At 60.8% G+C, this 15,579-nt stretch carries 12 protein-coding genes; 11 read left to right on the forward strand and 1 reads right to left on the reverse strand.

Annotation, left to right across the window (positions count from 1 at the left end):
- Window positions 1-20 precede the first annotated feature (20 nt).
- On the reverse strand, window positions 21-1,064 hold the full coding sequence (locus tag FHT69_RS05355) for a LacI family transcriptional regulator (protein WP_097594293.1): 1,044 nt from the start codon (window positions 1,062-1,064) through the stop codon (window positions 21-23).
- A 453-nt stretch (window positions 1,065-1,517) separates the two neighbouring features.
- Between FHT69_RS05355 and FHT69_RS05360 the strand changes: the two genes are divergently transcribed.
- The 11 genes from FHT69_RS05360 to FHT69_RS05410 all read left to right on the forward strand — a co-directional run bounded on the left by FHT69_RS05360 (window position 1,518) and on the right by FHT69_RS05410 (window position 15,516).
- Window positions 1,518-2,753, forward strand: a complete 1,236-nt coding sequence (locus tag FHT69_RS05360) for an ABC transporter substrate-binding protein (protein ID WP_047610243.1) — start codon at window positions 1,518-1,520, stop codon at window positions 2,751-2,753.
- 183 nt (window positions 2,754-2,936) lie between these two features.
- Window positions 2,937-3,842, forward strand: coding sequence for a carbohydrate ABC transporter permease (locus FHT69_RS05365; protein WP_047610242.1), 906 nt, complete (start codon window positions 2,937-2,939; stop codon window positions 3,840-3,842).
- On the forward strand, window positions 3,835-4,779 hold the full coding sequence (locus FHT69_RS05370) for a carbohydrate ABC transporter permease (protein ID WP_047611637.1): 945 nt from the start codon (window positions 3,835-3,837) through the stop codon (window positions 4,777-4,779). The genes FHT69_RS05365 and FHT69_RS05370 overlap by 8 nt, the downstream gene beginning before the upstream one ends.
- A gap of 4 nt (window positions 4,780-4,783) precedes the next feature.
- Entirely contained in the window at window positions 4,784-5,875 is a 1,092-nt protein-coding gene (locus FHT69_RS05375) for an ABC transporter ATP-binding protein (RefSeq protein WP_174824474.1), read from the forward strand.
- Window positions 5,876-6,000: 125 nt separating this feature from the next.
- A complete protein-coding gene (locus tag FHT69_RS05380; protein ID WP_183905048.1) occupies window positions 6,001-8,463 on the forward strand; it encodes a glycosyl hydrolase 2 galactose-binding domain-containing protein in 2,463 nt (820 codons plus the stop codon).
- Between the two features lie 37 nt (window positions 8,464-8,500).
- On the forward strand, window positions 8,501-9,262 hold the full coding sequence (locus FHT69_RS05385) for a sugar phosphate isomerase/epimerase family protein (RefSeq protein WP_063475051.1): 762 nt from the start codon (window positions 8,501-8,503) through the stop codon (window positions 9,260-9,262).
- 8 nt (window positions 9,263-9,270) lie between these two features.
- Window positions 9,271-10,404, forward strand: a complete 1,134-nt coding sequence (locus FHT69_RS05390) for a Gfo/Idh/MocA family protein (RefSeq protein ID WP_063475050.1) — start codon at window positions 9,271-9,273, stop codon at window positions 10,402-10,404.
- A 128-nt stretch (window positions 10,405-10,532) separates the two neighbouring features.
- Window positions 10,533-11,564: an L-glyceraldehyde 3-phosphate reductase gene (mgrA, locus tag FHT69_RS05395; RefSeq protein ID WP_183905049.1), complete on the forward strand. Its 1,032-nt coding sequence runs from the start codon at window positions 10,533-10,535 to the stop codon at window positions 11,562-11,564.
- 98 nt (window positions 11,565-11,662) lie between these two features.
- Window positions 11,663-13,276 (forward strand): glycoside hydrolase family 43 protein, encoded by a 1,614-nt coding sequence (locus FHT69_RS05400; RefSeq protein ID WP_183905050.1) that lies wholly within the window; start codon window positions 11,663-11,665, stop codon window positions 13,274-13,276.
- 555 nt (window positions 13,277-13,831) lie between these two features.
- Window positions 13,832-14,758, forward strand: a complete 927-nt coding sequence (locus tag FHT69_RS05405) for an ABC transporter ATP-binding protein (RefSeq protein ID WP_063475047.1) — start codon at window positions 13,832-13,834, stop codon at window positions 14,756-14,758.
- A complete protein-coding gene (locus tag FHT69_RS05410) occupies window positions 14,755-15,516 on the forward strand; it encodes an ABC transporter permease (protein WP_047610230.1) in 762 nt (253 codons plus the stop codon). Before FHT69_RS05405 ends, FHT69_RS05410 begins: the two co-directional genes overlap by 4 nt.
- The last annotated feature ends 63 nt before the right edge of the window (window positions 15,517-15,579 follow it).

Here is a 15,579-nt window from a genome sequence, read left to right on the forward strand (position 1 = left end):
CGCTCCATCCGCTGCCCCACCTACCTCCCGCTCTCCGGCCAGGTCGGCTGACTGATGCTCTGCAGCAGCTCCGGTTCGACGCCGTCGATGCGGGCGATGACGGCTTTGGCCATTTCGCGGCCGGCTTGACGCACGTCTTCCTGGGCAGTGATGATCTCGGGGCGGATCCAGTTGAGGATCGGCACCGATTGCTTGGAGACCATATCGAGGTCGCGGCCGAGCGCCTTGCCGGCGGCTTCGATGCCGGCATTGACGGCGATGGCTGCACTGCCGGCCGAACAGACGATGCCGTCCGGCGCATTGGCCGAGCGCATCATCACTTCGACGACGTCGCGGATGTCGGCGAGCGGGGCGTCGGTGTTGATGCGCAGCGGCACTTCCTCGGCGCCGTAATCGTGCAGGCCGGTCTGGAAGCCGATACGGATATGGGCGTAGTAGGTGAGCTTGCTCGGCGGCTGCAGCAGGGCGATGCGGCGCCGGCCGCGCTTGACGAGCTTTTCCACCGCCTGATGGGCGAAGGCCTCGTTGTCGAAATCGTGGAAAGGGTGCGCGAGACCCGCATCGGTGCGCCCATGCGTGGCAAAGGGCATGCCGCGTTCGCTTAGCAGCCTGACGCGCGGATCATCCGGTTCGATGCGCGAGATGATGACCCCGTCGGCCGAGCCGGTATCGAGGATATAACGCACCGGCAGCATCGGGTCCTTGCTGTGGGAATGCGGCGTGATGACGATATGATAGGGCGTGCCGGACAATACCTCGGAGATGCCGAAGACCATCTGGCTCGAGAAGCCCATGATCTCCTCGTCGATGCTGAGGACGAGGGCGATGACATTGGTCTTGCCGGTGCGTAGGCGCACACCCGCCCTGTTCGGCTGGTAACCCAGCTGGCGGGCGACCATGCGCACCCGCTCCTTGGTTTCCGCCCCAATGTCAGGCGCATCTTTCAGCGCGCGCGACACGGTGGTCACGCCAAGGCCGGTCATGAAGGCGATCGTCTTCAGCGTCGGGCGCTCACGCGCTGCGGGCGTCGATGCTGTTTGGCCGAAATTTCCCTTGTTTTCCATCCCTTAGGCCTGCCTCGCGCGAATTGGTGTCGCTTATAAAGGCTTTTTCCAGCGCCGTAAGCCCGCCGCCTGCCAAAATCGCACCTCCCCAAGGAATGCAATCTGTAACGATACAGTAGAAATGTCGAGTGCTTTTTCTTGTGTGCGCAGCAGCATTATAGCCACAGGTTGAATCGACGGTTTGTGGCTTGGTTTTCTGCAGTTGCGAAGGATGTAATGCGAGAGGTGAGAATGTGTGGTAAAATTTAGTGTTTTTTATCAATGGTATAAATCAACGACGCATATGCGAGAAAGCTTTGCTACAGATCGATCCATGGAATGCATCGGTTCGGTGGGAAACAGGCAGAAGTAGCAATTTGGATGTTCGCGGAAAAATTTGCAGGCGGGCAGTTGCGTGAGGAAATCGATTGATCTAAGTTTTTCCGGCAACGTTTCAGTGAGGGAGGAGAACTCATGAAAATCCGTATTATGGCAAGCCTGCTTGCCGCTTCGGTCGCGCTTCCGTACGGCGCCGCCAACGCCACCGATCTCGAAGTCACGCATTGGTGGACTTCGGGTGGTGAATCCGCTGCCGTCGCCGAACTGGCCAAGGCATTCGACGCCACCGGCAACCACTGGGTCGACGGCGCTATCGCCGGTTCCGGCGGCACGGCCCGTCCGATCATGATCAGCCGCATCACCGGCGGCGACCCGATGGGCGCCACCCAGTTCAACCATGGCCGCCAAGCCGAGGAACTCGTTCAGGCCGGTCTGATGCGCGATCTGACCGACGTGGCGACCGCCGAGCACTGGAAGGACATCGTTCGTCCGTCGAGCCTGCTCGATTCCTGCACCATCGACGGCAAGATCTACTGCGCTCCGGTCAACATCCATTCCTGGCAGTGGCTGTGGCTTTCGAACGCCGCCTTCAAGAAGGCCGGCGTCGAAGTTCCGAAGAACTGGGACGAGTTCGTTGCCGCCGCTCCGGCGCTCGAAAAGGCCGGCATCATTCCGCTCGCCGTCGGCGGTCAGCCGTGGCAGGCGACCGGCGCCTTCGATGTGCTGATGGTTGCGGTCGCGGGCAAGGATACCTTCAACAAGGTCTTCAAGGACAAGGATGCGGAAGTTGCCGCCGGTCCTGAAATCGCCAAGGTGTTCAAGGCAGCAGACGATGCACGGCGCATGGCCAAAGGCAGCAACGTCCAGGACTGGAACCAGGCGACCAACCTCGTCATCACCGGCAAGGCCGGCGGCCAGATCATGGGTGACTGGGCGCAGGGTGAATTCGCGCTCGCCGGTCAGAAGGCCGGTACCGACTATACCTGCCTGCCGGGCCTCGGCGTGAACGAGATCATCTCGACCGGTGGCGACGCCTTCTACTTCCCGCTGCTGAAGGATGAGGAAAAGTCCAAGGCTCAGGCTGTGCTTGCCAAGACCCTGCTCGATCCCAAGACCCAGGTTGCCTTCAACCTGAAGAAGGGCTCGCTGCCGGTTCGTGGCGACGTCGATCTCGCCGCCGCCAACGACTGCATGAAGAAGGGTCTCGACATCCTGGCCAAGGGCAACGTGATCCAAGGCACCGACCAGCTGCTTTCGGCAGACAGCCAGAAGCAGAAGGAAGACCTCTTCTCCGAATTCTTCGCCAACCCATCGATGACGCCGGAAGACGCTCAGAAGCGTTTCGCCGGGATCATCGCTTCTGCTGACTGATCAGCAGATTCGCTGCCTTGCGATCCGGCTCTTTGGGAGCCGGATCGTTTCGGGCGATCGGTGATGGTCCGGTCCGCAGCGAGGTTTCTCCGGTATCTTCAGCAGGTTTCGGAGGTGGGGGACGACAGGCGGCGCTTTGCCGTTCTGTCACGGGTCGCAGTCGCGATTTGAGGAGAAGTGTTCATGACGGGTCAAGCGAAAGCAGGCCGGCCAAACAAGTTACTGCGCAATCTGAATGCAAAGATTGCGTCCATCCCGATGATCCTGACAGCGCTGGTGATCTTTGTCGGCGGCACGTTCTGGACGGTGTTTTATTCCTTCACCAATTCCAAGCTCCTTCCGCGGTTGAGCTTTGTCGGCATCGACCAGTACGAGCGCCTCTGGGCGGCACCCCGCTGGGTGACGGCGATCCAGAATCTGGCTGTCTATGGCATCCTCTCGCTGATCTTCAGCCTGGTCATCGGTTTCATGCTCGCCGCGCTGATGGACCAGAAGATCCGTTTCGAAAACACCTTCCGCACCATCTTCCTCTATCCCTTTGCGCTGTCCTTCATCGTGACGGGCCTCGTCTGGCAATGGGTTCTGAATCCCGATTTCGGCATTCAGGCGGTGGTGCGCTCGATCGGCTGGACGAGTTTCACCTTCAATCCGCTCTATACGCCTGAAATCGTCATCTACGGCATTCTGATCGCGGCGCTGTGGCAGGGAACGGGTCTTGTCATGTGCCTGATGCTTGCCGGCCTGCGTGGGATCGACGAGGACATCTGGAAAGCGGCGCGCGTGGACGGTATTCCGATGTGGAAGACCTATCTCTTCATCGTCATCCCGATGATGCGGCCGGTGTTCATCACGACGATCGTCATCATCGCCTCCGGCATCGTCAAGGTCTACGACCTTGTGGTCGCTCAGACGTCCGGCGGACCGGGTATTTCTTCGGAAGTGCCGGCGAAATATGTCTACGACTACATGTTCCAGGCGCAGAACCTGGGGCAGGGCTTTGCCGCCTCGACCATGATGCTCGTCACTGTCGCGATCATCATCGTTCCGTGGGCCTATCTGGAATTTGGTGGAGGGCGCAAGCGTGGCTAATATAGAAGCTCTCAACACCGTTGCTGCCGGCATCGACGCCGTTGCCCCGAAGCTTGGCGACGGCCCCAGCGGCCCGAGGCCGCGCCCGGCGCTGTCGGCGCGCAACATCATGCTCTACGGTACGCTGATCGTCGCAGCACTTTATTATCTGCTGCCGCTCTACGTGATGGTCGTGACGTCGCTGAAGGGCATGCCGGAAATCCGTCTCGGCAATATCTTCTCGCCGCCGATGGAGATCACCTTCGAGCCCTGGGTGAAGGCCTGGGCGCAGGCCTGCACCGGGCTCAACTGCGATGGCCTGTCGCGCGGCTTCTGGAATTCGGTGCGCATCACGGTGCCGTCGGTCATCATCTCGATCGCGATTGCCTCGGTGAACGGCTATGCGCTGGCCAACTGGCGCTTCCGGGGATCCGAGCTCTTCTTTTCGATCCTCATCATCGGGGCATTTATTCCCTATCAGGTGATGATCTATCCGATCGTCATTATCCTACGCGAAATCGGCATTTACGGCACGCTGAGCGGCCTCGTCATCGTGCATTCGATTTTCGGCATGCCGATTTTGACGCTGCTCTTCCGAAACTACTTCGTGTCGTTGCCGGAGGAACTGTTCAAGGCGGCGCGCGTCGACGGGGCCGGTTTCTGGCAAATCTTCCTGAAGATCATGCTGCCGATGTCGCTGCCGATCTTCGTCGTCGCGATGATCCTGCAGGTGACCGGCATCTGGAACGACTTCCTGTTCGGCGTGGTCTTCACCCGTCCGGATACTTATCCGATGACCGTGCAGCTCAACAACATCGTCAATTCCGTCCAAGGCGTGAAGGAATACAACGTCAACATGGCGGCAACGATCCTCACGGGTCTCGTGCCGCTCATCGTCTACTTCGTGTCCGGACGGCTTTTCGTCCGCGGCATCGCCGCCGGCGCAGTGAAGGGTTGATCTCATGAATATGAATGCAAGCGTCTCCATCAAGGATCTGTCCCTGAACTTCGGTGCGGTGAGCGTGCTGAAGGATCTCAACCTCGATATCAACGACGGCGAATTCCTCGTGCTGCTCGGCTCGTCCGGTTGCGGCAAGTCGACCTTGCTGAATTGCATCGCCGGCCTGCTCGACGCCTCGGAAGGGCAGATCTTCATCAAGGGCAAGAACGTTACCTGGGAAGAGCCGAAGGATCGCGGCATCGGCATGGTGTTCCAGTCCTATGCGCTCTATCCGCAGATGACCGTCGAGAAGAACCTGTCCTTCGGTCTTCGTGTCGCCAAGGTGCCACAGGCCGAGATCGACAAGCGCGTGGCGCGAGCCTCCGAAATCCTGCAGATCCAGCCGCTTTTGAAACGCAAGCCGGCCGAGCTTTCCGGCGGCCAGCGCCAGCGCGTGGCGATCGGCCGGGCGCTGGTGCGCGATGTCGACGTCTTCCTGTTCGACGAGCCGCTGTCCAACCTTGACGCCAAGCTCCGCTCGGAGCTGCGTGTCGAGATCAAGCGCCTGCACCAGTCGCTGAAGAACACGATGATCTACGTCACCCACGACCAGATCGAGGCGCTGACGCTTGCCGATCGCATCGCCATCATGAAGAGCGGCATCATCCAGCAGCTCGACGATCCGACGACGATCTACAACAGGCCGCGCAATCTCTTCGTCGCCGGCTTCATCGGCTCGCCTTCGATGAATTTCCTGCACGGCGAGCTGGTCAAGTCAGGCGACGGCATTGCCTTTTCTGCCAACGGCGTCATTTTCTCGCTCGCGGCTTACGACGCCAACGAGACGCTGCAGCCCGGCCGTAAGGTGGTGCTCGGCGTCCGTCCCGAACACATCAAGGTCAACGAGAATGCCGGCGGCGAAGAACATGACGCCACCGTCGATATCGAGGAGCCGATGGGCGCGGACAATCTGCTGTGGCTGAAACATGCCGGTCACACGATGTCGGTACGCGTCAACGGCGCGCGCCGCTTCAATGTCGGCGCCAAGGTGAAGCTCAGTTTCGACATGACGGTCGCCTCGGTCTTCGATGCGGAAACCGAGTTGCGTCTCTAGAGAACAATGCGGGCGGGGCCGAAATGGCGCCGCCCTATCTCCAATCGGCCGTCAGGCCAGCCAAATTCGGCCGCGGTCCGGCTTGTCCGGCGATCCCCAGGAGCGGTCCGATCGGGATACTACTAATGACATCCTTGCCGAAGAACGGTTTCAACATCGACCTTTCCGGTTCGTGGCAGCTTGCCTCCGTCGATGGCGAGATCCGCACTGCGATCATTCTGCCGGGCGACGTGCACACCGCGCTCCATCGCGCAAGCCTGATCCCCGATCCCTATTTCGGCCGCAACGAGGAAAAGGTGCAATGGGTCGCCGAGCGCGAATGGGCGGTCGAGCGCAGCTTCACGCTTCAGGAGGTCGAGGGCGACTGGTATCTCGATATCGATTATCTCGACACGGTCGCCAGTGTTCACGTCAACGGCTTCCTGGCGCTTGAGGCCGACAACAGTTTCCGCCGCTACCGGCCTGATGTCTCCAGCATGCTGAAAGCAGGCGACAACAGCATCCGCATCGTCTTTGCCTCCAGCGTCGCCGTCGCTGCCGCGCGGCAGAAGCAGCAGCCCTTCTACATTCCCTACAGCACCGGCAATTCGCCGATCCCCGACGGCAACATGCTGCGCAAGCCGCAATGCCATTTCGGCTGGGACTGGAACATCGCCATTGCGCCGCTCGGCCTTTACGGCACGATCGCGCTGAAAAAGCTCGAGACCGCGCGCATCGAGCATGTGGTCACCCGTCAGACCCACAACAATGACGGCTCGGTCGATCTCAAAGTGACGGCGACGTTGTTTTCCAAGGGGCCGAGCATTGCCCAGGTCTATTTCGAACTCGACGGCGAGCGCGTGCGCCTGGATGTCGGCGTCAACGGCGAGAGTCATGTCAACCACCTCTTCCATATCGACAATCCGCGCCTCTGGTGGCCTTCCGGCAGCGGCGAGCAGGCGCTCTACAGGCTGTCGGTCGAAACGTCGACGGATGAGGTGATCAAGCAGATCGGCCTTCGCACCGTCGAGCTGATCACCACGCCGGATGCATCAGGCAGTCGCTTCGCCTTCAAGGTCAACGGTCATGAAGTCTTCTGCCGCGGCGCCAACTGGATCCCGGCCGACGCGCTGTTTTCGCTGTCTTCGCCTGAGAAGACCGAGGATCTGCTGCAATCGGCCAAAGCCGCCAACATGAACATGATCCGCGTCTGGGGCGGCGGCTTCTACGAGCAGGATCATTTCTATGATCTCTGCGACCGGCTGGGTCTCATGGTCTGGCAGGACTTCATGTTCGCCTGCAACCTCTATCCCTCGACCGAGGACTTCCTCGACAATGTGACGATCGAGGTCGATTACCAGGTGCGCCGGCTCTCCTCGCATCCGTCGGTCGTGCTCTGGTGCGGTGATAACGAGCTGGTGGGCGCACTCACCTGGTTCGAGGAATCCCGCAAGGATCGCGACCGCTATCTCGTCTCCTACGATCGCCTCAACCGCACCATCGAGCAAGCGGTGAAGAAGGCGCTGCCCGGCGCGCTCTGGTGGCCGTCAAGCCCGGCCTCCGGTTATCTCGATTTCGGCGACGCCTGGCATGCCGACGGATCCGGCGACATGCATTACTGGTCGGTCTGGCACGAGAACAAGTCGTTCGACAATTACCGTTCGGTGCGTCCGCGCTTCTGCTCGGAATTCGGCTTCCAGTCCTATACCTCGCTGCCCGTGATCAAGAGCTATGCCGAGGAGAAGGACATGAACGTCGCTTCTCCCGTGATGGAGCTGCACCAGAAGAATGCCGGCGGCAATGAGCGCATCGCCGGCACGATGTTCCGCTATTTCCGCTTTCCCAAGGATTTTCCGAACTTCGTCTATCTCTCCCAGATCCAGCAGGGACTCGCCATCAAGACGGCAGTGGAATACTGGCGGTCGCTCAAACCCCATTGCATGGGTACGATCTACTGGCAGCTCAATGACACCTGGCCGGTCGCCTCCTGGTCGAGCCTCGATTATGGCGGCCGCTGGAAGGCGATGCACTATCTCGTCAAGCGTTTCTTCCAGCCTGTCGCGGTCGCCGCCATTCCTTCCGACGACGGAAAGACGATCCGCTTCTCGCTGGTCAACGACACGCTTGCCGATGTCAGCATCGACCTTACGATCTCGCTGCTGACGTTGAAGGGCGAACGGCGGCACCTCAAGGACGTGCAGGCCATGTGCTCGCCGGATGCGGCGGTAACGGCCACGAGCATCGACGTCTCCGACATTCCCCAGGGAACGCTGCTGGCCTGGCATTTCACCGCGTCGAACGGCACGGGCGGCGAGGGGCACTATGTCAACGGCACCTACAAGGCGCTGGAGCTGGAGCCCGCGGGGCTTACCGTCACCCACGAATATGTCGAGGGGAATGGTTCGGTCGACATCAACGTCACCGCTGGAGGACTTGCGCTCTTCGTGATGATCGAGACCGAGACGGACGGCAAATATTCCGACAACGCCTTCGACCTTGCGGCCGGCGAGAGCCGCCGCATCACCTTTACCCCGGCACGGCCGCTTGATCGCGGCGCGCTTCCGGCGTTCCGGTTCTACGACCTGCATTCCTGCCAGTCGGCGGATTGATCTTGCAAGAATGGGCACGAGGCCCAAGGAGAACATGATGACGAAACTCAGCTATCAGCTTTATAGCGCCCGCAACTTCCAGCCCTATTCTGTGATTTTCGAAAAGCTCGGCAAGGCGGGCTATGCCGAAGTCGAAGGCTTCGGCGGCATTTACGCCGATCTCGACGATGCCGGGCTGAACAGCCTTCGCGCCGACCTCGACAAGAATGGCCTGGTCATGGCGACCGGCCATTTCAGCCCAGACTTCCTGGAGAAGGACGTTCAGAAGTCGCTGAACATTGCCAAGATCCTCGGCATGGATTCGATCTATGCGCCGCATCTGGCAGCTGACCAGCGGCCGTCAGACGCCGCCGGCTGGGTCGCCTTCGGCAAGCGCCTGCAGGAAATGAGCAAACCCTACAAGGATGCCGGTTACGAATTCGGCTGGCACAATCATGACTTCGAGTTCTTCAAGCTGCAGGACGGTTCGCGGCCGATCGAGCGCATCTTCGAAGGCGCACCCGATATTTCCTGGGAGGCCGATATCGCCTGGGTCATCCGCGGCGGTGCCGATCCCTTCGCCTGGGTCGAAAAGCTCGGACCTCGCATCACCGCCGTGCACGTCAAGGACATCGCGCCGGCGGGCGAAGCGACGGATGAGGACGGCTGGGCCGATGTCGGGCATGGCAAGGTCGAGTGGGCGAAGCTGATCACGGCGCTGCGTGCCACAAGGGCGAAACACTTCGTCGTAGAACATGACAACCCCAAGGATATCGACCGCAACATCAGCCGCTCGATTGCATCCTTTCAGACTTATTGAGGCACATCATGACCAGGGAACTTGGCGTCGGCATCATTGGATGCGGCAACATCTCCACCACCTACTTTTCACTGGCACCGCTCTTCAAGGGGCTGAAGGTGCTGGCCTGCGCCGATATCAACGTGCAGGCCGCCGAGGCGCGCGCCAAGGAATACGGCGTCAAGGCGCAGACGATCGACGCGCTTCTTGCCAATGACGAGATCGACGTCGTCGTCAACCTGACGATCCCGGATGCGCATTTCCGGGTGTCGAAGGCGATCCTCGAGGCTGGGAAACACGTCTACTCGGAAAAGCCGCTGGTGCTTTCGCTCGAAGAGGGCGAGGAGCTTCGCCGCATCGCCAAGGAGAAGAAGCTTGCCGTCGGCTGCGCGCCCGACACCTTCCTCGGCGGCGCCCACCAACTCGCCCGCAAGTTCATCGACGACGGCGGCATCGGCCGGGTGACTTCGGGCGCCTGTTACGTCATGAGCCCCGGCATGGAGATGTGGCATCCGAACCCGGATTTCTTCTTCCTGCCGGGCGGTGGCCCGATCCTCGATCTCGGCCCTTATTACATCGCCAATCTGATCAATCTGATCGGCCCGGTGAAACGCGTCGGCGGCATGACCTCGATGGCGTCGCCGACCCGCACGATCACCAGCGAGCCGCGCAACGGCGAGATCATCCCCGTCAAGACGCCGACGACGATCCAGGCGCTGCTCGAATTCGTCAACGGCGCCACGGTGACGCTGACCGCGAGCTGGGACGTGTGGTCTCACCGCCATGCCAATATGGAGCTCTACGGCACCGATGGCTCGCTCTACGTACCGGACCCGAACTTCTTCGGCGGCGTCGTCGAGGCCAGCGGCCGCGACAAGGACATCAAGCCGCTGGAGGCTTGGGAGCATCCGTTCGGCAAGATCAACCAGGAAAACCCGAACGGCGCGCGCGCCAACTACCGCACCGCCGGCCTTGCCGACATGGTGTCGGCGCTGATCGAAGGGCGCGATGCGCGCTGCTCGCTCGACCGCACGCTGCACGGCGTCGACGTCATGACCTCGATCCTGAAATCGGGCGAGGAGGGCCGTTTCATCGACCTGACGACAACCTGCACGCAGCCGGCCGCCCTCGGTATCGAAGAAGCGCAGGCGCTCTTGAAGTAGGTCTGCGAAGCTCTATTGTCGGCGCGGGCGATGAGCCCGCGCCTTTTTACTTCGGTCGTTTGTTACGCGCGATTCCTGGGAAAAAGGCTGCATGCTTTTCCAGGAATTGCTTTTAAAGGATTGGGATCATGAGCTGGCAACCAGCCGCAGACCGCTATTCGAAAATGAAATATAACCGCACGGGCCGTTCCGGCCTGAAGCTGCCGGCCGTCTCGCTCGGCCTCTGGCACAATTTCGGCGGCGACACGTCGCACGACCGCAAGATCGATATGTGCCGCACGGCCTTCGACCTCGGCATCACCCATTTCGACCTCGCCAACAATTACGGCCCGCCGCCCGGCAGCGCCGAGACCGCCTTCGGCGAGATCCTGCGCACCGAATTTGCCGGGCTTCGTGACGAGCTGATCATTTCGTCGAAGGCCGGCTATGACATGTGGCCCGGACCCTATGGCGAATGGGGCAGCCGAAAGTACCTGATCGCCTCCTGCGACCAGAGCCTGAAGCGCATGGGCCTCGACTATGTAGACATCTTCTATTCGCATCGCTTCGATCCGGAGACGCCGCTGGAAGAGACCTGCGGCGCGCTCGACCATATCGTCCGCTCCGGCCGGGCGCTCTATGTCGGCATTTCCTCCTATAATTCGCAGCGCTCGCGCGAAGCCGCAAAGATTCTGCAGGAGCTCGGCACGCCGTGCCTGATCCACCAGCCGAGCTATTCGATGCTCAATCGCTGGGTCGAGGACGACAAGCTGCTCGATACGCTGGATGAGGTCGGCATGGGTTCGATCGTCTTCTCGCCGCTTGCCCAGGGCATGCTGTCGACGAAATATCTCGGCGGCATTCCGGAAGACAGCCGCGCGGCGCAGAACCACTTCCTCAAGCGCGATTTCATCCGCCCTTCGATCATCGACAATATCCGCAAGCTCAACGGGATCGCCGAAAAGCGCGGCCAGACGCTGGCGCAGATGGCGATCGCCTGGGTGCTGCGCGGCGGCCGCGTGACCTCGGCGCTGATCGGCGCCAGCCGCTCCTCGCAGATCGTCGATTGCGTCAAGGCGCTCGACAATCTCGAATTCGCCGTAGAGGAACTTGCCGAGATCGACGTCTACGCCCGCGAGGCCGACATCAACCTCTGGGCCAAGTCGGCCGAACGCGCATAAATCAAGCCGGGCCCGGGGAGGAAACTCTTCCGGGCTCTTTTCTGCTATGATCTGATGTACGTGCAGCAAATAGCACCGATGCTCGGAGGAGACCGTCCATGATCCGCAATCCCATCCTGCCGGGGTTCAACCCCGATCCGTCGATCTGCCGCGTCGGCGCGGATTATTACATCGCCACCTCGACCTTCGAATGGTATCCCGGCGTGCAGATCCACCATTCGCGCGACCTGGTAAACTGGACGCTGGTGCGCCGGCCGTTGGAACGCAGGTCGCAGCTCGACATGCGCGGCAATCCCGATAGCTGCGGCATCTGGGCGCCGTGTCTTTCCTATGCCGACGGGCAGTTCTGGCTTGTTTATACCGACGTTAAGCGCTTCGACGGCAGCTTCAAGGACGCGCCGAACTACATCGTCACCGCACCTTCGATCGAGGCCGAATGGTCCGACCCCGTCTATGTCAATTCCTCAGGCTTCGATCCCTCGCTGTTTCACGACGATGACGGCCGCAAGTGGTTCGTCAACATGCAATGGAACCATCGCACCGAAAGCTACGGCGGCTCGCCGAAATCGCCGGCCTTCGACGGTATCCTGCTGCAGGAATGGGATCCGGCGACAAAGGCGTTGAAGGGGCCGATCAAGAACATCTTCGCCGGCAGCCCGCTCGGCCTCGTCGAAGGCCCGCATCTCTTCAAACGCAACGGCTGGTATTATCTGACGACCGCCGAGGGCGGCACCGGCTACGACCACGCCGTCACCATGGCGCGGTCGCGCGATATTGACGGACCCTATGAGATGCATCCGAACATGCATCTGATCACCTCCAAGGACCACCCGGGCGCGGTGCTGCAGCGGGCAGGGCACGGGCAGTATGTCGAGACGCCCGATGGCGAAGCCTACCACACCCATCTCTGCGGCCGGCCGTTGCCGCCGAAGCGGCGCTGCACACTGGGGCGAGAGACAAGCCTGCAGAAATGCGTCTGGCGCGACGATGACTGGCTTTATCTCGAAAATGGCACCAGCGTACCTGATGTCGATGTACCCGGTCTCTTCGGCGCGACGCCTGTGGAAAAGCCGATGCGCAGCGAATACAGCTTCGACGGCGGCACGCTGCCTGCCGATTTTCAGTGGCTGCGCACGCCCCAGCCCGAGCGCATCTTCAACCTGACGGATCGTCCCGGCCATTTGCGCCTGGTTGCGCGCGAAAGCATCGGTTCCTGGTTCGAACAGTCGCTGATCGCCCGCCGGCAGGAACACCACAGTTTCCGCGCCGAGACCGTGATCGAGTTCTCGCCCGACACCTATCAGCAGGTGGCGGGGCTGACGCATTACTACAACCGGCACAAGTTCCACGCCGTTGCCGTGACGCTGCACGAAACACTCGGCCGCTGCGTGACGATCCTCTCCTGCAACGGCGACTACCCGAACGGACGGCTGAGTTTTCCCGCCGAAAGCGGCGTTTCGATTGCCGCCGAGGGCCGCGTCCAGCTCGCCATGGAAATCCGCGAGAACGACCTGCAGTTCTTCTGGCAGACCGAAGGCAAGGGCGCATGGCAGCCGATCGGCCCGGTCCTCGACGCCGGTGTGATTTCCGACGAGGGCGGACGCGGCGAACATGGCTCCTTCACCGGTGCATTCGCCGGCGTATTTGCCTTCGATACGTCAGGCCGGGCGAAGACTGCTGATTTCGACTGGTTTGTTTATGACGAGTTGTAAGGGCGAGCGACGATAGGACCGAATGCGCCGATCGCCAGCGAGGGGCAACAACGGATAACCCACAAAAAGAAAGCCGGCGCAGGGCCGGCTTAAGACGAACACGGCTGGACAGGGGATACGGGCCGGTTCCAAGCACTTCGTAACTGAACAATAACTTTCACTACATGCCGAGGCAGCCAAAAAGGGGCGCAACGAGAACGCCCGGAGACGGCTCCGCAAAGGGATGGGCGGCGGGGGCGGATGCCGGTGCTGGCCTCGGCTCTCTTATCGGGCATGAATATCACCGGATGATGACATCTGAGCCCGGCCGCTGCCTTTCTTTTCGCAAGAGGCGGTTCGTCGCGAAGCCCGATGCCGAGACCCCCCCACCAGCGGGCTGTCCGCGCCAGCGGATTGACAATGTCAGCGGGCGCCCTGTGTTAGTGGGCGCCGACGCTAGCGAGCCAGCTATGTTAGCAGTGCGCGAATGCAGTGTTCACCGCTTAAGGATGTTAAAGCGTTACAAAGGGACTATATAGCGGCCGAGTAACTTCCGAGAATCCTCAAGAGTTCCGCATGGCCCCCATCATTTCCGTTCAGAACCTCACCAAGACCTACGCCAATGGGTTCGAGGCCCTGAAGGGCATCAATCTCGACGTCGAAAAGGGTGAGATCCTGGCGCTGCTCGGGCCAAACGGCGCGGGCAAGACGACGCTGATCTCGATTATCTGCGGCATCGCCAATCCGAGCGGCGGCCGGGTGTTGGTCGCCGGCCACGATGTCGTGAAGGATTTTCGCGCCACCCGCGGAATGATCGGGCTGGTGCCGCAGGAACTGACCACCGATCAGTTCGAGACGGTGTTCAATACCGTCAGCTTTTCGCGCGGTCTGCACGGCAAGAAAGCCAATCCTGCTCATATCGAGAGGGTACTGCGCGCACTCTCGCTCTGGGACAAGAAGGACAATATGCTGCGCCAGCTCTCCGGCGGCATGAAGCGGCGAGTGCTGATCGCCAAGGCTCTCTCGCATGAGCCGGATATTCTTTTCCTCGACGAGCCGACCGCCGGCGTCGACGTGACGCTGCGCAAGGACATGTGGCATGTCGTCGAAGAGCTTCGGGCCTCCGGCGTCACCATCATCCTGACCACGCATTATATCGAAGAGGCCGAGGAAATTGCCGACCGCGTCGGCGTCATCAACGGCGGCGAACTGCTGCTCGTCGAGGACAAGGCGGCGCTGATGGCCAAGCTCGGTCGTAAGCAGCTCATCCTCGATCTCACTGAACGGCTCGACCGGCTGCCGGATTGTTTTGCCGGCAATGGATTGACGCTGGAGGCTGACGGCAACCGGCTGACTTATGATTTCGACACTGACAACGAGCAGGAAAGTATTGCGGCACTGCTGACCCGGCTCGGCGAGAACAATATCCATTTCAAGGATCTCTCGACGCGGCAAAGCTCGCTTGAGGACATCTTCGTGGCGCTGGTGGGAGCGGACAAATGAACGTCGAAGCCGTCAAATCGATCTATTTCTTCGAGATGGCGCGCACGCGCCGCACCCTGTTGCAGAGCGTCATCTCCCCCGTGATCTCGACATCTCTTTATTTCATCGTCTTCGGCGCCGCGGTCGGCTCGCGCATCCAGGAGGTGGAGGGCGTGTCCTACGGCGCCTTCATCACCCCCGGCCTGATCATGCTGACGTTGCTCGGCCAGTGCATCAGCAACGGCTCCTTCGGCATCTATTTCCCGAAATTCACCGGCACGATCTACGAGGTGCTTTCGGCGCCGGTGGCGATGACCGAGATTCTGCTCGGTTATGTCGGGGCGGCGGCGACCAAGGGAATGATTATCGGCTTCATTATCCTCCTGACCGCCAATCTTTTCGTCGACGTCAGGATCGAGCATCCCTTCATGATGATCCTGTTCTTCCTGCTGACGGCGATCACCTTCAGCCTGTTCGGCTTCATGATCGGCATCTGGGCCGGCAATTTCGAACAGCTGAACCTTATTCCCATGCTGGTCGTGCCGCCGCTCACCTTCCTCGGCGGCAGCTTCTATTCGGTCAGCATGCTGCCGCCTTTCTGGCAGGCGGTCAGCCACCTCAACCCGGTGCTCTATCTCGTCAGCGGTTTCCGCTGGAGCTTTTACGGGATCGCCGACGTCAATCCGGCGATCAGCCTGGCGATGATCACGGTCTTCCTGGGCATCTGCCTGGGAACGCTCGCCTGGATATTCAAGACGGGGTATCGGCTGCGCAACTGACCGTTTTCCTGAATGACATCACCGGATTTTCCGATGATGTTATCGATTTCTTCCGTTTTTCTT

Source organism: Rhizobium sp. BK008 (assembly GCF_014197345.1).
Taxonomy (GTDB): domain Bacteria; phylum Pseudomonadota; class Alphaproteobacteria; order Rhizobiales; family Rhizobiaceae; genus Rhizobium; species Rhizobium anhuiense.